The 19496-nt window shown below is 37.0% G+C and carries 18 protein-coding genes; 16 read left to right on the top strand and 2 right to left on the bottom strand.

The window, feature by feature from the left end; all coding sequences use genetic code 11:
- Positions 1–393: 393 nt before the first annotated feature.
- Positions 394–2322: a proline-rich domain-containing protein gene (locus P9Q65_RS07155; protein ID WP_304508689.1), complete on the top strand. Its 1929-nt coding sequence runs from the start codon at positions 394–396 to the stop codon at positions 2320–2322.
- Between the two features lie 258 nt (positions 2323–2580).
- Here the strand turns inward: P9Q65_RS07155 and P9Q65_RS13420 are convergent, their stop codons facing one another.
- On the bottom strand, positions 2581–2763 hold the full coding sequence (locus P9Q65_RS13420) for a hypothetical protein (RefSeq protein ID WP_442870840.1): 183 nt from the start codon (positions 2761–2763) through the stop codon (positions 2581–2583).
- Complete coding sequence (locus P9Q65_RS07150) at positions 2757–3191, bottom strand: hypothetical protein (protein ID WP_304508688.1); 435 nt, start codon at positions 3189–3191, stop codon at positions 2757–2759. Before P9Q65_RS07150 ends, P9Q65_RS13420 begins: the two co-directional genes overlap by 7 nt.
- 200 nt (positions 3192–3391) lie before the next feature.
- On the opposite strand from P9Q65_RS07150, the gene P9Q65_RS07145 reads away from it, so the two are divergent.
- From P9Q65_RS07145 to P9Q65_RS07075, 15 genes are all read left to right on the top strand, one after another.
- The gene (locus P9Q65_RS07145; protein WP_304508687.1) at positions 3392–4735 is read left to right on the top strand and encodes a radical SAM/SPASM domain-containing protein; all 1344 of its coding nucleotides are present in this window, start codon (positions 3392–3394) and stop codon (positions 4733–4735) included.
- Positions 4722–5600 (top strand): GNAT family N-acetyltransferase, encoded by an 879-nt coding sequence (locus P9Q65_RS07140; protein ID WP_304508686.1) that lies wholly within the window; start codon positions 4722–4724, stop codon positions 5598–5600. Before P9Q65_RS07145 ends, P9Q65_RS07140 begins: the two co-directional genes overlap by 14 nt.
- Positions 5601–5616: 16 nt before the next feature.
- Entirely contained in the window at positions 5617–5922 is a 306-nt protein-coding gene (locus P9Q65_RS07135) for an NHLP leader peptide family RiPP precursor (RefSeq protein ID WP_304508685.1), read from the top strand.
- Positions 5923–5965: 43 nt separating this feature from the next.
- Positions 5966–6286, top strand: coding sequence for an NHLP leader peptide family RiPP precursor (locus tag P9Q65_RS07130; RefSeq protein ID WP_304508684.1), 321 nt, complete (start codon positions 5966–5968; stop codon positions 6284–6286).
- 129 nt (positions 6287–6415) lie between these two features.
- A complete protein-coding gene (locus P9Q65_RS07125; protein ID WP_304508683.1) occupies positions 6416–7555 on the top strand; it encodes a hypothetical protein in 1140 nt (379 codons plus the stop codon).
- A 106-nt stretch (positions 7556–7661) separates the two neighbouring features.
- Positions 7662–10133: a LuxR C-terminal-related transcriptional regulator gene (locus P9Q65_RS07120; protein WP_304508682.1), complete on the top strand. Its 2472-nt coding sequence runs from the start codon at positions 7662–7664 to the stop codon at positions 10131–10133.
- A gap of 153 nt (positions 10134–10286) precedes the next feature.
- Positions 10287–10520, top strand: coding sequence for a DUF2442 domain-containing protein (locus P9Q65_RS07115; RefSeq protein ID WP_304508681.1), 234 nt, complete (start codon positions 10287–10289; stop codon positions 10518–10520).
- Between the two features lie 25 nt (positions 10521–10545).
- Entirely contained in the window at positions 10546–11436 is an 891-nt protein-coding gene (locus P9Q65_RS07110; protein WP_304508680.1) for a biotin/lipoyl-binding protein, read from the top strand.
- 18 nt (positions 11437–11454) lie between these two features.
- The gene (locus P9Q65_RS07105; RefSeq protein ID WP_330695276.1) at positions 11455–13611 is read left to right on the top strand and encodes an NHLP family bacteriocin export ABC transporter peptidase/permease/ATPase subunit; all 2157 of its coding nucleotides are present in this window, start codon (positions 11455–11457) and stop codon (positions 13609–13611) included.
- 18 nt (positions 13612–13629) lie between these two features.
- Positions 13630–15819 carry an NHLP bacteriocin export ABC transporter permease/ATPase subunit gene (locus P9Q65_RS07100; protein ID WP_304508679.1) on the top strand — a complete coding sequence of 730 codons (2190 nt, stop codon included), beginning with the start codon at positions 13630–13632 and terminating at the stop codon, positions 15817–15819.
- 61 nt (positions 15820–15880) lie between these two features.
- A complete protein-coding gene (locus P9Q65_RS07095; RefSeq protein ID WP_304508678.1) occupies positions 15881–16996 on the top strand; it encodes an ABC transporter substrate-binding protein in 1116 nt (371 codons plus the stop codon).
- Between the two features lie 79 nt (positions 16997–17075).
- Positions 17076–17498: a DUF3574 domain-containing protein gene (locus tag P9Q65_RS07090; RefSeq protein WP_304508677.1), complete on the top strand. Its 423-nt coding sequence runs from the start codon at positions 17076–17078 to the stop codon at positions 17496–17498.
- Positions 17495–18412 carry a DMT family transporter gene (locus tag P9Q65_RS07085; RefSeq protein ID WP_304508676.1) on the top strand — a complete coding sequence of 306 codons (918 nt, stop codon included), beginning with the start codon at positions 17495–17497 and terminating at the stop codon, positions 18410–18412. Before P9Q65_RS07090 ends, P9Q65_RS07085 begins: the two co-directional genes overlap by 4 nt.
- Positions 18387–19112: a QueT transporter family protein gene (locus P9Q65_RS07080; RefSeq protein WP_304508675.1), complete on the top strand. Its 726-nt coding sequence runs from the start codon at positions 18387–18389 to the stop codon at positions 19110–19112. Before P9Q65_RS07085 ends, P9Q65_RS07080 begins: the two co-directional genes overlap by 26 nt.
- 17 nt (positions 19113–19129) lie before the next feature.
- On the top strand, positions 19130–19288 hold the full coding sequence (locus tag P9Q65_RS07075) for a bacteriocin (protein WP_304508674.1): 159 nt from the start codon (positions 19130–19132) through the stop codon (positions 19286–19288).
- Positions 19289–19496 lie beyond the last annotated feature (208 nt).

Raw genomic sequence — 19496 nt, 5'->3', positions numbered from 1 at the left:
TAAAAAGTCGAGTATTTTTTTATTTTGAGAATCTTTACTGCGGAATATAACTCAATTTTAATCAGATGTAAATATAGAGTACAGTTTATAAGGTTCCATAGTAAGTGGCTCGAAATTGTAGTTAAATGATCATTTTATTATCATAGGTTCAGAATTTTAATATTAACTGTAAGAATAATCTGTTTTATTTTTACAGTTTTTTGTATTTATAGGGCAAAACTGAGGAAACAGATTTTTTAAGATACAATTACGGAAATACCATTGTTAGGCGGATGCAGCTCTTTGCATATATTTATCTAAAATTGAAAATTTTTATTGGTTTTTAGTTTCATTTAAGATTGATATTTTAAAATGAATTTAGAAAAAAATAACAATTACGTGGGAGGATAAATTATGCAATTAGCAAAGATAAGGAGAACGACAGCGTTTACTTTAGCAATAACACTTTCTATGGCAATTGCATCTGCAGGTGTAACTGCTAACGCAGAAACAATGGATGCGACACAACCAATACAGGCGGGAGATGGTTCGGTAGGAGCACCACCGGCAGGGGAGAAACCTTCGGGAGCACCTCCATCAGGAGAAGCACCCATGGGAGAGCTGGGTACACCTCCCTCAGGAGAAGCACCAACGGGAGAGCCGGGTGCACCTCCGTCAGGGGAAGCCCAAACGGGAGAAGTATCAACAGAAGAAGCACCATCCGGTAATACTGTGACACCTCCATCGGGAGAAAAACCGACAGGGGAAGCTCCCTCAGGCGAGGCGCCTTTAGGAGGCAACATGGGTGGAGCCGATACAATGAACTTCGACTATAAAGGAACATATTCAGCCATTCTAACAGCAGATGCCACATCAGAAACTTCAGAAAATGAAACAATTACGGCATTGGATAAAGACCAAAATGCTGCACTTGTTCAAAATGCAGGAACTCTCACAATTTCTAATGATACATTGAACAAATCGGGTGACGATACTGATGGCGATAATTGTAATTTTTACGGTGCAAACTCAATCCTTCTTGCTGTGAATGATAGCTCTAAGGCTTACATATCAGACAGTTCGCTTAATGCTGACAGTGAAGGCAGCAATGGTATTTTTGCTACGGATGGGGCAACTGTTCATGCCAATAATGATACAATTACAACAACAGCAGGAAATTCAAGAGGTCTCGATGCCACATATGGTGGAACCATTCTTGCAAACTTAATGACAATTTCAACTCAGGGAGATCACAGTGCGGCTTTGGCAACGGATCGTGGAGGCGGATATATTTCAGCCGTTAACAGCAAGCTTTCCACTGCAGGTTCGGGTTCCCCTTTGATTTATTCAACGGGAGATATAGAAGTTGATAATGTTAAAGGTACTGCTTCCGGCAGCCAGATAGCCGGCATGGAAGGATTAAATACGATTCTGATTTATCATTCTGAGCTTACAAGTACTTGTACAACAGCATCTGCAAGTGATCCTATTGCAAACGGAGTTATTATTTATCAGTCTACTTCCGGTGATGCAGAATCTACAACAGGAGAGACAGCAACTTTTGAAGCAAGTGATTCCACACTTTCAACTGCAATAAAAAGTGGCGCAATGTTTTATTCAACCAATACTTCAGCAAACATTGTTTTAAGTAATACAACGCTTAATTTTGACAGTAGCAATGTAAACTTACTGACGATCCAAGGGAATGATTCAAATAACTGGGGCACAGCAGGAAGTAATGGTTCAGATATTAAATTCACTGGGCTTGGCGAGACATTAAATGGTAATATTGATGTTGATACAATCAGTAGTCTAGATATGTATCTTCTGGCAAGCAGTGTATATACAGGAGAAACAAGCATTACAACGAATTCAGTCAACACAGATGTATCTTCGGCACCTATAACAATAAATTTGGACAACACATCAACGTGGATTGTAACAGGAAATTCAACGGTTACAAATCTAAATGCGGAAGAAGGTTCTCAGATTGTTGATGAAAACGGAAAAACTGTTACAGTAGTAGCAAACGGTTCAACTGTTGTGAATGGAACAAGTGATTATACAATAACAGTAACAGGAAATTATTTAACAAGCGTAGAAATTGGTAGCGGCAATCAGTTCAGCACGTCATATATTGACCGTACGGAATTTGATAATTATTATGATCTTAGCACTGCATTCGGTCAGAATATTTCTGATGATATGTCAGTGGATACTTTTGCGGAAACGGAGTCAGAGGACAGCGGCAATAGCAGTAACATAGCACTTGCTGCAGTTCTTGCAGCTGTTATTGGAGGAGCAGTAATAATCACGTTATATGTAAAAAGAAGGCGTGAATAATTCCCTTAATGTAAGCCTTTATAATAAAAAAGGCATATATATGGGCAGCTCTCAAATGGGTTTGCCTCCTTGGAAATTTCGGCATAGTCGTAAGTAGCGACTATGCCATTCTTTATGTCTGTTTTTTTGATTGCCATGAAATAATATTTTTTTAATTTCAAAGTAGTGGCTGCTATCAAGAATTAAAAGGAGTTTCTTTCCGCAGATTTTATTTTGGCATTTAATCAAGACGAGAACCAGCATAGAACCATTGATGATTTAGAGGTCAATTTCCATATAAGAATGCTTTCTGTTGTTATTCTGAATAATTAAAATTGCGAAGAGAAAAATGTGTGCCCTCAAAAAATATTTACTTGAGGGTACTTGCGTATATTTTGCATAATCATAGGTGTTTCGATTGGTTATAACAGCTCTTTTGGGGATGGAAACGCTTTTTACAATATGAAAATATGCTGCAATTGCTTCATGGCGCTCCCTTGGTTTGGCAAATGCGATTTTAAATAGGAGGTTCGAACAAAGTGAGCCGGCGAAATATAAGACTGCTGCTGCAAAGCTGTTTTTGTTGACACCATTAAAAAAGCCAAAAATACCATCAAATTTTTAGCCAAGTTCAATAAATCGGTAGGTATCTTTGATTTGATTATTGTTTCGGGGGTTAGTTCAAAGGTGGGAACTGGGGATAACATAAAGTTGTGGCATAATATCATGTGAATTGTTCCATAGCTTTTTTTAAAGGAAGTAATTGTATCAAGCAAGTATTCCTCTGTAACTTCTAAAGATTCTGTTATTTCAAATAGATTGCTGTATCCTTTTAAAACAGGTTGATTCAAATCTTCAATTCTTATCAGACGGTCATAAAATCGTTGCATTTGACTTGACAATTCAAGTTGCAAAGATAAAAGGGCTATGAATAAGACTTTTGAAAAGCATGTCGTAGGTGCTTACGGGAGATAATGTATCGGATGCGATAATATATTTCTGAAAAAAACTCTGATAAACTACTTTTATTAGGGTTGTTACTTTGCAAGCTATGAAAGATAAAATCAGTTGTGCACTAGGAGGTAAAAATGTGAAACCGTCAAAATATAATTTTATTATACAGCATCAAGGAAAGACGCTCATTTACAATACACTAAATTCGTCCCTTGTAGAAATAAATCCTTTATTGACCTCGCTTCTAGAACAGGAACGTATAGAAGTGGATCGTTTTGCACCTTTTGCACAAGGTTTTCTAAGAGAAATGGCAAAGAACGGATTTATCATAGATGATGAAATAGATGAAATAAAAATACTGAAAAATATTTTTAATAAGGCAAGGTATCGCAGCAATATTTTGGAACTGGTTATTGCCCCAACAATGGCATGTAACTTTAATTGTTCTTATTGTTTTGAACAGGGCATTGATGTGGAGCAGGGAAGCCCGATTTTCATGTCAGAAGAGGTGCAACAGGCGTTGCTTTGTTTTGTAAAAAAAAATATTAAGGGAAAAACAAAGCTGAGAATAACTTGGTATGGCGGAGAACCCATGCTGGCTTATGATATTATTTTTAATTTATCGGAAAAGTTGATTAAAATCGCAGAGGAAAACAATGTTGCATATCTGCCGGACATCATAACCAATGGTTATGTGATCGGTCAAAACCCTGCGCTCATTGAAAAATTGATTTTAGCAAAGATAAAATACTATCAAATTACCTTAGATGGAACACCTGAAATACATAATCAAAGGCGATGCTTAAAAAGCAACCCTGAAAAAGGTACTTTTGATACCATTATGAAGGGGATAGAGGCGCTAAATAAAGAGGGCCTTATGGTAAGCGTTAGAATTAATGTTGATTCCAGTAATACGGAGGACGCCCAAAATTTACTTGATATTTTTGAAGAAAAGGGATTAAAGGATGTTTGTGTTTACGTTTCACCTGTTCAGAAAACGAGTGTTACTGGGGATGAAATATCTGAATGTCCATGTCTAACGAACGAAGATGTTTTTCAAATGAAAGATGATTTTGATAAGCTTTTGAAGAAAAAAGGATTCAAGGTTTTTGAAAATATTCCCAGGATGCATCTTGTTTGTTGCGCAAATTTGCATGGTGCATTTGTGATTGATCCTGACGGAGATTTATATAAATGCTTTTGGGAAATCAGTCATAAAGAAAAGTCTTGTGGCTCACTCATAAACGAACACAGCAAGTTACAAAGATTTCAAGAAATAAAATATATCACATGGGAGCCCTTTGAATTCGCCCAATGCCTTGAATGTAAGGCTTTGCCTGTTTGCATGGGCGGTTGTCCGGATAGAATTCTCCGTAATCAGGGCAAGCCTGACTGCTCTGGGCAGGACAATATAATAAACCATATTACAAAAAGCATTAAAGATGGAAAGATAAAGGAGAACATCTATGTTTTTCATTGATCAGCTTGAAGAAAAGGATATAAAAGATTATATTTTATTCACATTTCCATGCTTTAGGGAAAAATTGGAAGAGTTTTGCGTCAATGAGGGTTATGTTGTTTTGGCGGCTTCTTATCATTTAAAACCTGCAGGCTTGCTTCTGGCAAGGTTAAATTCCTCGAAAAAAGCAGCAGTCATACGGTCAATCTATGTTGTAACCGCCTATCGAAGGCAAGGCTTGGGAACAAAACTGCTTCAAGAGGGGGAGAAGGTACTCCGTGAAAAAGGTTGTAAAGAACTTCAAATTTGTTTCCCTATGGACGAAAGCCATTTTTCGCCATTGTCGGAAACTTTGAAAAAAAACGAATGGTCTTCTTTTGTCAAGTTTAGTGAGATATGTAAATTTAAAGTCTCTGATTATTCTTGGATTTTTCATAGCCCATTCAAAAGGGGTGCAGAGGCAATTCCGTTTGATGACATTACGTCGGAGCAACGCACCTATGTAAACAATGGAATTGGGAAGTGGTATCCTGCCTATGCTTCACCGTTTCTTGCCCATCTAAGGGATTATCATAAGGACACAAGTTTTTGGCTTTGCCTAAATGGGGAAATCATCGGTTGGATGGTTACCGTTTTGGTTGCAAAGGATACCATTAGTTTTGAACGGATGTACCTACGGGAAGAATTTCAACGAACCTTTCTTTCCATTCCATTTGTGTCTTATATATGCAGGAAACAGCTTTCTTTGAACATTCCCTACAGTTCAATGCTGATTAACTATAGTGAACCCTATGTGAATCCACCACTAAAGAGTTTTTATGAGAGAAAAATCAAACCATATACAATACTCCACAAAGAGTATTACATATCCAACAAATTATTATAAAAAAGGAGATGTTAGCATGAGTAAAATGGATGAAGTACGCACAAGCTTACAAGAAAAGATAGTAGCAAAGGCCTTGGAGGATGAAGAATTTAAGCAATTGCTATTGACCAATCCCCATGAGGCAATCGCCCAGTTTGGTGTCACGATTCCTGAGGAAATGGAAGTCAAGATATTGGAGGAAACGGCACAAACCTCATATCTGGTTTTACCCTTTGTTGCCGATGAATTAACGGATGAAGCATTGGATTTGATTGCAGGCGGGGGATGTGGCTGCACTGGAAATTGTGGTCCAAGTGTAGTTTCAACTACATCTATTTCATAAATTGTAAATTACTTGTATTTTTGAAAAAGAAAGAGGTGTGAATATGAGTCAGTTGGATGAGGCACGAAGTGAGATAGAAGAAAAGCTTATCAAAAAGGCTTTGGAGGATGAAGAATTTAAGCAATTGCTATTGACCAACCCCCATGGAGCAATTGCCGAGTTTGATGTCAATATTCCTGAGGATATGGAAATAAAGATATTGGAGGAAACGGCGAAAACCTCATATCTGGTTTTACCTTTTGTTGCAGATGAATTATCCGATGAAGCCTTGGATTTGGTTGCAGGCGGAGGATGTGGCTGCAATGGATTTTTAGGACAAGTGAAGAATGACAATCAGCCTTCTTCTTTTCATGAAATGACATAAGTTGAATAGATAAAATGATTGAAATGGTTTTGGTGTTTTACAAGAAAATGCCTTGGAAAAATGAGTGCATTTGGAAAGGTCAGTCTTAAGCATATGGAAAGGAAAAAAATACAGTCTGAAACAGGAATTATGAATTGGAAACAGGATTTAATCACTTTATCTGAAGAATTACCAAGGCTTCATAAAAATTTATTCTTTCGGCGCAATGAGTGGGATATGAAGGAAGAAATATTGGAATTGGAAAAAGAAATTCCGTATCTTACGGATGACGAAATTTTGGCTGCATTCACCCGTTGGGTTGCATCTGTTGGAGATTCTCATACGAAGATTCACGGCAAAAGAGAACGCATTTTTCCATTGGCGTTCTATTGGTTTGAAGAAGGCATTTATGTGACACATACTTCACCCGAGTATTCTTATTTGCAGTACGGGCAACTGGAGGGCGTGGGTGGAGAAAGTATCACTAGTGTCATAGAAAGACTGCGACCGCTGATTTCTTATGAAAATGAGTATCTGTTTCAGGAGGAACTTCCACGGCTTTTGAATTCTCCTCAAATTTTACATGGGGTAAAATTAGCTTCCCAATGTGGGGAAATTACTTATCAAATGAAGACGGGTGAAGGAAAACGAATAGATGCGGTAGTAACACAATGTACGGATGGAATAGAAGCGTTTTATGAGGTTGGCCCCATTGGAATGGGTGGCTCCAAATATGCAAAAAACAACAGCATACCATACTGGTTTGAATATATGGAATCTCATAAAATCTTATATTTTCAATACAATCAATGCGTGGAGGATTCCGCATTTCCCCATGAATTGCTAATGCAAGAGCTATTGTTTATTCTCAATGAAAAACAGGTGGAAAAATTCGTCATCGATCTTAGGTATAACCAAGGGGGAAGTTCTTACTTGCTGAAACCTTTTTTGGACAAGATTCCAAACTTGAAAGCGTTAAAGCGATTTCAAAAGCTATATGCAATTATGGGGAGAGCCACTTTTTCTTCGGCCTTTCTACATTTAATTTGGCTGAAAATGGAAAAGGCAATCCTCCTTGGGCAACCAAGCGGAAGTAAGCCCAATTTTTATGGCGAATTAGGTTTTTTTGAGTTGGCAAATAGTAGATTAATGGTAAGCTATTCCACCCGTTTTTTCCACTTCTTCAAAAAGGATAAGGTAACCCTAATGCCAGATTATCTATTCCCGACTACTTTTGCTGATTACTTGGCAAACCACGATCCTGTGATGGATTTTATTCTTAGGCAATAAAAAACGCAATATATTTAATAAAATATTTGTTTACTATTCTTTTTTGTCATATAATAAAAATATATGACAAAAAGGACGTGATTATACGTTAAATCGACAATATATTTTGAGGCGAGAGAGTATTCACGAACAACTTAAGAATATTTTATATTATCCCCTTACCCTTGTAACAGCCGCTATGGGTTATGGAAAATCTACTGTGGCAAGGGATTTTTTAAATTCTTCGGGTATTTCATACGCTTATTTGTTGGTTGAGAGCGAAGAGGCGTCACCGGAATATATTTGGGATTCTTTAACAAGGCAATTGGGGAAAACCGTTCCTGAGATTGGAAATAAACTTCGTACTTTGGGATTCCCCAATGATTACTCACAAGTTGAGAAGATTTTGGAGCTTATTGAAGATTCTATTTATAGTAAAACCTTCGTTTTGGTTATTGATGATTATCATTTATGCCTATCAGATGAATTTAATAAACTATTGGAACGCATTATTCGGGCAGATATTGAGGGATTTCATGTTCTTATTCTGACAAGGACAATCCCCGAAATTGGGATAGAAGAATTGTGCTTAAAAGGATATGGATATCAGATTAAGAGTGATTTGTTTGAGCTTAATCTGGATGAAATCAAAGGCTTTTTTAAGTTATTTGGTTTTATTATTTCTAATGATATTGCAGAGCAGATTTATACAGTATCGGAAGGGTGGATTTCGGCAATATATTTGATTATGCAAAGGTATCGAGAAATTAATCGAGTTGAGGTTGGTAGAAACCTAGAACGATTGATTGAAACATCCGTTATGCGTCGTTATTCTGGCACAGAAGTTATATTATTAAAGTCTTTATGTGTACTGGATAGTATTTCACCCCAACAGGCTGTATATGTAACGGGGAATAAAGAGGCTGAGTGGATACTTCAAAAAATAAGCTATGAAAATTCTTTTATTCGTTATGATGAGCAAGGCTGTGTTTATCGAATACATAATATTTTTAATAATTACCTAAAAAAATTAATGTTAAAGCGTCCTTTGGAGGTAACGATTGAAACGCTTTATAAGCGTGCCGGGGAATGGTGTATTCAAAACGGAAATATTCTATCAGGTCTGAATTATTTATTAAAGGCAAAAGAATACGGTATGATTCTCAATGAATTCGAGAAGAAAAATTTAACGGGAATTATTGATAGTAATCCCCAATATATTTTGGAAATTTTTGAACGCATACCCATAGAAGATCGGTATTGTTATCCGATAGGATATCTTGCTTATATTGGATTTTATGTTACCAATGTGAATATCGAGGAAGGCACACGTTTGCTATCACATTTTGAGGAACATTATAATCATATGCCAGAGGCGGATGACGATTTCAAAAGGAGAATTTTGGGCGAAATAGAATTGATTCTTGCATATACTACATTTAACGATATTACGTTAATGCATGCCCATCTCATAAAGGCTTATGAACGATTGCAAGGGCAGTCTCTGATTGCCAACAAAGATAAAATTTTTACTTTTGGTTCTCCCCATGTATTGTTTTTGTATTATCGGGATAAAGGAAAGTTTCTCCGGACCATGGAACGGTTAGAACTATCGGTGCCTTATTATATTGAGATGGCCAGTGGCTGTGGTGCAGGGTTTGAATATCTGATTCAGGCAGAATACAATATTGAAACAAGAAATATTGAGGAAGCAAAAAGATGTGCGCAAAAATCCATCTATAAAGCCCAAACCATGGGACAAGTATCCATTGTCATATGTGCAAAATTTGTACTTGCAAGGGTCAGCGTGGCAAAAGGCTTGTTTGAGGAAGCATTTGAGATTATGGATGAGTTAAGTTCTGAGGTGGAATCCTGCAACAGTCCGATATTAACCAGTGCTTACGATTTATGTGCCGGCTATATTGCTGGCATAACGGGTGAGAAGACTTATTTTGCAAAATGGTTAAGTGTGGGAGATATGGAATTCAGCGATGTATTGTATCAAGGAGTGGGCTTTAACTATATCATTTATGGGAAATATTTGCTTGCCCAATGGAATTATTTAAGGTTAGAATCAATATGTGAAGAAATGAAGCGGGTTTTTAATAAGTTTGACAACCAACTTGGTTATCTTCATATGTATGTTATGGATGGGATTGCAAAATATAATTTGTATGGATTAGAAGCAGCGAAACAATCTATTTTGTGTGCCCTAGAAATTGGAAAAGCAGATGAAATCCTTTTACCCATTGCAGAATACGGTGAATACCTTTTCCCAATTTTAAGCAAGGTGATTGGGAAAGAAGCCGAAGATGTATATTTAAGGCAATTATTAAAGCAAACTTCAATCTACTGCACCTATGTAGGCAGTAAAACGAGTATCATAACATTGCCCAGCCTTACCCAGCGAGAGAAGGAGATATTACAGTTGATTATAGAAGGGAAAATCAACCGAATGATTGCATCGGAACTTTACATTGCGGAAGTAACGGTAAGAAAGAATATTACCTCCATATACCGTAAATTGCAAGTCAAAGGAAGGGCTTCCGCTGTGAAAAAAGCAATAGAACTTAATCTGTTGAAACAAACGGATGATTAAAATATGGGGATTATACAAAAAAGTATCTTATGAGATAATATAAAAACAACTAAAACTTTGCTATGATTTTGTAGCAGAGTTTTTTTATTTCGCAAAAACTTTTGTTTAAATATTTTTAAGCAATTGTTTTTGAAAGAAAAGGAGAGATGGTTAGTGGCGAAAATCATTAATATTACACCAAATGATGATTATACATTATCCATTGAGTTAAATAATCATCATAAAATTATATATGATATGAATCAAAGATTACAGGCCATTCGATTTGGGGAATTAAATGATATGGAATTATTTAAGCAAGTAAGAATTTGCAATGGAAACACGCTGGTTTGGAATGACCAATGCCAGATTACGATTGACGAGATTATGAGCTTAATTAAAAGATGAAAAGTACAATATGGAGGTTTGTAATATGCAAAATAGTTTATTCCGAAAAAGCTCCATTGAGAATATATCCTCACCGGAAAGATTGAATGAATATATTAAAATTACAAATCCAGGAGTATGGGGAATCTTGATGGGATGTCTTATTCTTATGATTGCCATTATATTATGGGCTTTTTATGGGAATATACCCAACACAGTAAGTGCCAAGGGCATTATTTTCCCACAAAAAGGGGTGGTTTCCGCAATCCCTTTTGAGGATGGGCGAATTAACGATATGCGGGTAAAAGTCGGTGATTACGTTGAGGCCGGTCAAATATTAGCAGTCATTTCTCAGGATAGTATTTTAGATCAAATTAAAGAATTTAAGAATTCTGGTTTGGAAGACGAAGAAAAACTGCAAGAACTGTATAGCCTTTATGAACGCAATTCCCTTGTTGTTTCACCGGTTTCAGGAATTGTTCTCTATGCAAGAAACACCAATGAAACCGTTTCCTCAACAGAAGCAATTGCAAGAATTGTGAAGCAGGATAAGTATTCAGATAATATGCAGGTGGTGTGTTATATTAACAGCGAAACGGCGAAAAAACTCATGGAGGGCATGGAGGTTCAAGTGTCACCTCAATTTGCCCAAAGAGAAGAATATGGTTTTATGTATGGACATATAACGAGCATAGGTACTTATCCGGTATCTTTACAAGATACAGAAAAATCTTTGGGCAATCAGCAATATGCTGAAGATTTATTAACGCAAAATAATTCGGTGGAGGTAAGAGTTACCCTTACGGTGGATGGAAATTCACAAAATGGAATTAAGTGGTCTAACATAAAAGGAGAGGCGATCCCTCTTAGTATTGGTACATACACGAATATGCGTATTATTGTGAAAAACTACAAGCCTTATGAATTGGTATTTTGATTACCAAGAGCCGGATAAGTGGGTGATAAAGTGTCGAAAATGATAAAGGTGCCCATTGTTATGCAAATGGAAAACCTGGAATGCGGAGCGGCTTCCTTATGTATGATCATGGCTTATTATGGGAAATGGATTCCTCTAGAGCAAGTAAGATTAGATTGTGGGGTTTCACGGGATGGTAGTAATGCCAAAAACATATTAAGGGCAGCAAGGTTATATGGTTTCAATGCCAAAGGATATAAAATGGAGCTTTCTAAGCTAAAAAAGACGGCATTACCTGTTATTATTCATTGGAATTTTAACCATTTTGTGGTATTGAATGGTTTTAAGAAAAATAAAGCCGTTTTAAATGACCCGGCGAGAGGGACAGTAGAAGTTGATATGGAAGAATTTGATAAATCATTTACAGGCATTGTTTTGTGTTTTGAAAAAACAGAAAAGTTTAAACCGGAAGGTAAACCGAGAAGTGTATGGTCTTTTGCAAAGACGAGGCTAAAAGGAACGAAATTAGCTTTTGCTTTTATTATTATCACAGGTATCGTTACTACTGGAATTGGGATGATTATTCCGTTATTTTCTCGCATCTTTCTAGATTATGTTTTGTCGAATAAGAATCCGGAATGGTTAAAATCCCTACTCGCTGCAATGTTATTTACACTGTTGTTTCAGTTTTTGGTTCGTGGGATACAAGGTGTTTATTGGTTGAAAATACAAGGAAAGCTATCCATTGAAGCAAGTGCCTCCTTTCTTTGGCATGTGTTGCATTTGCCGGTTGAGTTTTTTGCCCAGAGATATACGGGAGATATTGTTTCCCGTCAAAGTGCAAATGAAGACATCTCTTTTACTTTGATCAATCGGTTGGCACCAATTCTTATGAATATTGCTCTATTGGCTATTTATATGGGGATTATGGTAAATTACAATATTTTATTATCCATAATTGGTATTGTAACTGCTGTAATTAATCTTTTTATGGTGCGTACAATCGCAAAAAAGCGGATGAATATGAGCCGTGTACTGCAACGGGATGCCGGTAATTTAGCGGGGGTTACTATGTCGGGTTTTGAAATGATGGAAACCATTAAGGCAAGTGGCGCAGAAAATGGATTTTTCCAACGTTGGGCGGGGTATTTTGCCAAACAAAGCAATGGGCAGATCCTGTTTCATAAATCAAATCAGTTTTTTAATATTATTCCCACATTACTTCAACAGATTGCCAGTATTAGCATATTAATGATTGGTGTATATCTAATTTTGGATGGAAAATTTACCATAGGCATGCTCTTTGCTTTTCAGGGGTTTTTATCGGCATTCTTAGCGCCGGTGAATGAACTTGCCGGTGTGGGACAAGCTTTTATTGAAATGAGATCCTCCATGGAACGGGTTGAGGATGTGATGAATTATAAACCGGATGTAGCATACTTAGAAACAGAACAAGAACAGGAAGGAGATTTTGCCAAGCTCAGTGGTGAAGTGGAATTAAGGGGCCTTACCTTTGGTTATAGTAAACTGTCAAATCCACTGATTGAAGATTTTTCGTTATATATTAAAAAAGGGGGAAGTGTTGCATTTGTAGGTGGTTCGGGAAGCGGAAAATCAACACTTGCGAAATTGATATCGGGGTTATATCAACCCTGGGAGGGTGAAATTCTTTTTGGAAATCAAAATGTGTGTTTGATTCATCGCAACACCATTACCGGTTCCATTGCAGTTGTGGATCAGGACATTGTGCTGTTTGAAGATACCATAATGGATAATATAACCATGTGGGATAAATCCATAGAAAAATCTACGGTAGTTAAAGCTTGTAAGGATGCTCAAATTCATGAAGATATTATGAATAGAGTGGATGGTTATGAACATGTAATCAATGAGGGCGGAAAAAATTTTTCCGGGGGGCAAAGACAACGCCTTGAAATCGCAAGGGCATTAGCCGCAAACCCCTCCATTCTTATACTGGATGAGGCAACCAGTGCTCTGGACACTATGACAGAGAAACTCATTATGGAAGGGGTTAAAGCAAGAGGGATTACGCTGATTATTGTGGCACATAGACTTTCAACCATACGAGATTGTGATGAAATTATTGTTTTGGATAAGGGGAAGGTTGCCGAGAGAGGAACGCATGAAGAACTTATCGGTTTGAATTCGATATATACCAGGCTAATTGATAATTAGCGATGGGGAGTGGACAGCTTGAATGATTACGAAAATAAAAAAAATAGAATAGAGATGGATAATAACGCAATGAAGTCAGCCTTGTCCCATTTGATTTCGATTGTTGAAGAAGGAAAGGAAGAACTTTTTGATAGAGAGTCAAATGTCGTAAGTTTGGCACGGCGGGAAGTTCTTGCCTATCTCGGTGTAAAACAAATCCCAATTCCTGAGGAAATAGAAGATTCCAATGCCCAATTGGAATACTTGTTGCGACCCACAGGAATTATGAAAAGGCGGGTTGAATTAACAGATGGATGGTGGAAGGATACCACTGGGCCTTTACTTGGGTACACAAAGGATGGATCAGAAATTGCTTTATTGCCTACATTTCCGTGGGGATATTCTTTTTATGATATTGAAAATAAAAAAAGGATCAAAGTAAACAAAAAAAATAACTGGAAATTAGGTGCAGAGGCATTTTGTTTTTATCGAGCCTTACCGCCCAAAAAGTTAACAATGAATGACTTGATTCGGTTTGTTTTGGGTTCCATAACAGCCTCAGATATTCTCCTGGTTTTACTGGCTAGTTTTATGGTGAGCTTATTAGGTATGTTTTTACCATTTATGAATAAACAAATTTTCAATACGGTGATACCAAGCGGTACAAAAAGTGATGTATTTCCCCTCACGTGTCTCCTTGTGGGTGCCGCCATTGGGGGAGCCTTATTTGAAATATCAAGAGGTCTGTTATTGATGCGTCTGAGGGATAAAATCAACATATCTGTGCAGAGTGCGGCTATGGCTAGATTATTTGGATTGCCAGCCTCTTTTTTTAAAAATCATTCGGCGGGAGAACTAGGCAGTCGTATCATGAGTATTAACTCAATATGCAATATGCTTTCGGATACTGTTTTATCAACAGGATTAGCAGCTTTATTTTCTTTTTTATATATTTTTCAAATGATACATTTTGCACCAGCGCTGGTGATGCCTAGCATTTCTATTTTATTATTCATGTTTGTATTCATAATTATATCAGGTTATGTGCAGCAAAAGCTTTCTAAAAAACGGACAAACATATCAGCAAAAATAAACGGGCTTGTATTCGGGCTATTTGGTGGGATTCAAAAAGTAAAACTGGCCGGTGCAGAAAAGCGGGCTTTTGCAAAATGGGCAAAGGCGTATAAAGAAATGGGAAAATGTACTTATACTCCACCAATGTTTTTGCGTATCAATGATGCTGTATCAGGGGCATTGGTTTTGGGCGGGAGCATTATACTATATTATTTTTCAGGTGTTCATAAAATAGCAACTTCGGACTTTATCGCCTTTAGCGCATCTTATGGTGTAGTAAGCGGAGCAATGACCTCCCTTGCAGGTGTAATCATGACATTTGCAACTGTTAAACCTCTTTTAGAAATGATAAAACCAATTTTGGATGCAGTTCCTGAGGGGGATGAAAGCAAAACCCAGATAACCTCATTAAGGGGTAACATTGAATTATCAAACGTAAGTTTTCGGTACAGCGAAGATGGTCCGTTTATTTTGGATCATGTCAGTTTAAAAATTCATCAAGGAGAATATATTGCCGTTGTTGGTTCCTCCGGGTCAGGCAAATCAACCTTAATGCGTATACTTTTGGGTTTTGAAAAACCGGGATCGGGAGCAGTGTATTATGATGGCAATGATTTAAATAATCTGTATGTACCCTCTGTACGACAGCATATAGGAACCTGTTTACAGGATGGGAAGCTTTTTTCGGGGGACATTTTTTCCAATATTATTATAACAGCACCATGGAGTACAGTTGAGGACGCTTGGGAGGCTGCCCGTATGGCAGGGCTGGATCAAGAAATCAGCGCAATGCCCATGGGGATGCATACCATGATTTCTGAGGGTGGCGGTGGCATATCCGGTGGACAAAGGCAACGGATTCTGATTGCACGGGCATTGATTGGAAAACCCAAAATACTATTTTTTGACGAGGCTACTTCAGCATTAGATAATTTAACCCAAAAGTTTGTTGCAAATAATATTACATCCCTTGGATGTACCAGATTCGTTATCGCCCATAGGCTATCAACAGTCATAAATTGTGACAGAATTATTGTTCTTGACAAAGGAAAAATTGTGGAAGAAGGAAATTATAAGGAGCTTATGAAAAGAAAGGGATTATTTTATGATTTTGCAATAAGGCAGGAAATCAACTCCTCAACACATGTATACTAAAATGTTCCTATTTGCAGTACAAGAGGAAGAATTTTTTGGATAAACGGTAAGAAGGTGAGTAATGAAAAAAAAATACTTGATGTTGCTATGTGTTTGTTTCACAGCTTTTGTATCAGGCTGTAATCAAAAAGCGCAAGTCAGTTCAACGGATATTTATATACCTGTCCTCGGGGATGAAGCATGGCTTACAGCAGATGGCTCTTTTATGAATGGCGTGGATATGGCCATTGAGGAACTTAACCAGAAATATAAGGATACAGGTTACCATGTCAGAACTTCAATTGTAGATGACAAGGCGATATACGAAACGGGTGTAGAGATGGCTACAAAGTTGTCAATGGATGAAGCGGTTACAGCTGTATTCTGCCTGCAAAATTTTGATGTATCCAAAACAACAGCCGGCATTTTATCAGAATCAGATAAACTCACCTTATTTCCATATGGTGCCTATGACAGCATTTTTCAAAGGGATAATTCCTATCTATTTTGTGGTGTTCCTGCTTTTGCCAATTTGGGCGAAGCTATGGCGAAATATGCCGTGGAAAATAATTATAAAAGAATTGCTGTTTATCATAATGGCATACAGTCCCAAGAAGAACTGGTAGCAGCATTTGAGCTTGCACTTATAAACACGGATTCAAAGGTTGTTGATTATGTTCCCCAGATATCGTCAAGCAGTGAATTTGATGATATTTATAACAGATGGTCTGCACTGGGAGTGGATTGTGTTGTGATTTCTCAATATGGACTTGATGAAGCATATGATGTGTTGAACATGATACGAAAGAAAGACAAAAACATTGCCATCATTGGAGAGCCGATTTTTAATAGAGCAAATGCCTTGGAGGAGAATAAAGAAGCAGCAGAAGGGATGGCGGTACCATCTACATTGGTTATGGAAGAGAGTCAGAAATTGAATGACTTTAAAGCCAGGTATCAGGAGCGTTATCAAAAAGAGGCTGATATTTGGGCGGTGCAGGGTTATGACATGTTGTCCCTTGTTATGGATACCGCAGTTAGACTACATACAAATAATCCAACGGAAATTGCCAAGGCCATACAGGAAGACGGATATCAAGGAGTTGGCCGCCAAATAGCTTTCCGCAAGGGTGGAGCAATGGTTATTGATGTAAATAAATTGCCTATGCAACAATGCAAAGACGGAAGATTTCAATAATGTACTTGATTTACTCTGCATTCATTGGGTTGGGAAGTGGGCAATTTCATCAAAAGAGGAATGAAGGAAGGTAAAAAAATTGAAAAAAATAATCCTAATGATAGCTGTAGTAAGTACGATCCTATTTAGTTTTACAGGATGCACAGGAAAGAACATGGAAGAAGAACTTCAAGAAGAAGGGGTAAAATATACCATGTATATTGGATTAAATGATAAAAATTCTTATATACAGGAGATTTCAACAGAGGAAGCAGAGCAGATGGTAACGCAGATTGCATTGCAATATGTTGATGGGTTCACCCAAACCACTTCAAAAGGGGCATATAAGGATGAAGCGGGGGTCGTGACTTATGAAAATAGCTTGGTCTTTTCCTTTTATGATGCAACTGAAGAACAGATGAAAAATATTATGGATGACGTCTTAGAAGACCTTAACCAAAATTCTGTTTTAATTGAACGAGAAAATGTGAATTATGAATTTTATGAGGGGGGGATGGAATGACACATACAGAATCAAATATCGTGTTATTTTCAATCACTTTGTGCTGGGCATCTTCTTATATATTTATGAAAAATATTCCCAATTCCATGTCAACCTTTGCATATCTAACAATTACCACAGGAATCGCAAGCATTATACTGGGTATTGTGTTTTTTAAGAGACTTATGGAATTCAATCGTGAAATTTTGCTAAAAAGCTTTCTTATGGCCGTAATTTTATGCGGCAATCTAATTTTTGAACGATTGGGTGTTGCTTCTATCCCTGCTTCAACTGCTAGTTTTATATCTTCCCTGAATATCGTGATTGTACCGATTATACTTTTGTTTTTTCGAAAGAAACCTTCAAAGAATAATTTGTTAGGTATTGCTTTTATATTAGCGGGACTGGCATTTACCAGTGGAATTAAGTTGGGACGGTCCATAAATATTGGAGCAATCTATATGGTGATTTCTTGCTTTTTTATGGCTTCTTACATTATTGCTATTGATATATATACAAAGAATTGTAACCCGTTGCTTTTAGGGGTAGGGCAAATGTTTTTTACGACACTGATTGCGTTTTTACTTTGGGCATTTGATGACCCAAGAACCTTTGCATCGATTCACTATACCAAAGTTTTACTGGCGAATATTTTTTTACTGGCGTTTTTTGCCAAAGCTTATGCTTATATTATGTTGATGTATTCTCAAAAATATGCTAATCCCATTAGTGTTACTGTAATTGCATCAACAGAACCAATTGTTACGATGGTATTAGCCATACTGATTCCCAGCTCCTTTGGTTCTACAGAGAGTTTTACTTTGGTTAAATTCGTAGGTGCGTTGCTCATCGCGTTTGGTGCTTTTTGTGCAGGTACAAATTTTTTGGATAAAAAGGGGGTAAAGTCAATTGAAGGAGATACTGTATCCCTTTAGACAGAAAAAGACCGTTTTACAAATTGTTGTGTGTACCCTTGTTTTTATTGGCATGGCAGTCCCTTTTAAATCCATGAGTTTGGTAGAAGGATTCACTGAGGTACGTCCGGTGAATGCGGTTCCGGTTGTGGTTGGATTATTGTATGGGCCGGCAGGTGCATGGGGTTGTGCCATTGGAAATGTCATAGCAGACCTGTTTGGGAGTTTTTCAAAAACTTCTATCCTTGGGTTTGCAGGTAACTTTATTGCGGCATATTTGCCTTATAAATTATGGCATATTTTGAGATATGAACAGACACCCAATGTAAAAAACTATAAAAATATTGGCATTTACATATTTATTTCGGCGATAGGCGCACTTGCAACAGGAACGATTCTTACCTGCGGTTTAGATTTATTATTTGGAATTTGGTTAAAACAATTGTTTGTTATTATTTGTTTGAACGATTTCTTTTTTCCTATTTTTTTGGGATTGCCGGTTTTTATTGTACTTACCTGTGATGATTACAAGGTTTCTATCTATATGCCAAAGGATATAGGGAAGTATGAGGGGGTTCGCAAGGTGTTATTTTGGGCATTAGTTTTATCAATTATTTCAATATTGTTTATGATATGTTTGGGGTATACCATGTCTTCTAATTGTCTAATGCTTCTATTTGGGGGGATTTTTCTAGTTTCCCTCGTTGGAATAATTATCTAAAGAAAGGAGGAATTAATATGGAAGGAAAAAAGATAAAAAAAGAAGAAGTTAAAAAAGAAATGGACGAAAAGAATGCTGTAATAAATCAAGATGAATTGACAGAAGATGAATTAACAAAAATTTCAGGTGGACGTAGACGTGGAAAGGTGGAGGCTGGCAAGGGTTTTATTAGTTAGTAAATATTGTAATGCAAGATTAAGAAAATTTTGTTTTAATCATAGCTTCTAAGCTATATTGTGAAATGTTCTAACAGTCCAAATATATTTAAAATTCAATTCTAAAAACAATCAATATAAAAAAGATATTAAAAGGATGTTGTCAAAGGACAATATCCTTTTAGTTTTACAGAAAATATTTGTGACAAGCAAATTAAAATTTGTTTTA

Origin of the sequence: Anaerotignum sp., from assembly GCF_030625865.1 — a bacterium.
Taxonomy (GTDB): domain Bacteria; phylum Bacillota; class Clostridia; order Lachnospirales; family Anaerotignaceae; genus Chakrabartyella.
Note: the sequence above shows the minus strand (reverse complement) of the source record. Positions and strands in the feature narration are given on the sequence as shown.

Excerpts from the sequence above, each read along its gene's own strand:
- P9Q65_RS07155 (WP_304508689.1), top strand. The coding sequence starts at position 394 with ATGCAATTAGCAAAGATAAGGAGAACGACAGCGTTTACTTTAGCAATA.
- P9Q65_RS07150 (WP_304508688.1), bottom strand. The coding sequence starts at position 3,191 with ATGCAACGATTTTATGACCGTCTGATAAGAATTGAAGATTTGAATCAA.
- P9Q65_RS07140 (WP_304508686.1), top strand. The coding sequence starts at position 4,722 with ATGTTTTTCATTGATCAGCTTGAAGAAAAGGATATAAAAGATTATATT.
- P9Q65_RS07135 (WP_304508685.1), top strand. The coding sequence starts at position 5,617 with ATGAGTAAAATGGATGAAGTACGCACAAGCTTACAAGAAAAGATAGTA.
- P9Q65_RS07130 (WP_304508684.1), top strand. The coding sequence starts at position 5,966 with ATGAGTCAGTTGGATGAGGCACGAAGTGAGATAGAAGAAAAGCTTATC.
- P9Q65_RS07125 (WP_304508683.1), top strand. The coding sequence starts at position 6,416 with ATGAATTGGAAACAGGATTTAATCACTTTATCTGAAGAATTACCAAGG.
- P9Q65_RS07110 (WP_304508680.1), top strand. The coding sequence starts at position 10,546 with ATGCAAAATAGTTTATTCCGAAAAAGCTCCATTGAGAATATATCCTCA.
- P9Q65_RS07095 (WP_304508678.1), top strand. The coding sequence starts at position 15,881 with ATGAAAAAAAAATACTTGATGTTGCTATGTGTTTGTTTCACAGCTTTT.
- P9Q65_RS07085 (WP_304508676.1), top strand. The coding sequence starts at position 17,495 with ATGACACATACAGAATCAAATATCGTGTTATTTTCAATCACTTTGTGC.
- P9Q65_RS07075 (WP_304508674.1), top strand. The coding sequence starts at position 19,130 with ATGGAAGGAAAAAAGATAAAAAAAGAAGAAGTTAAAAAAGAAATGGAC.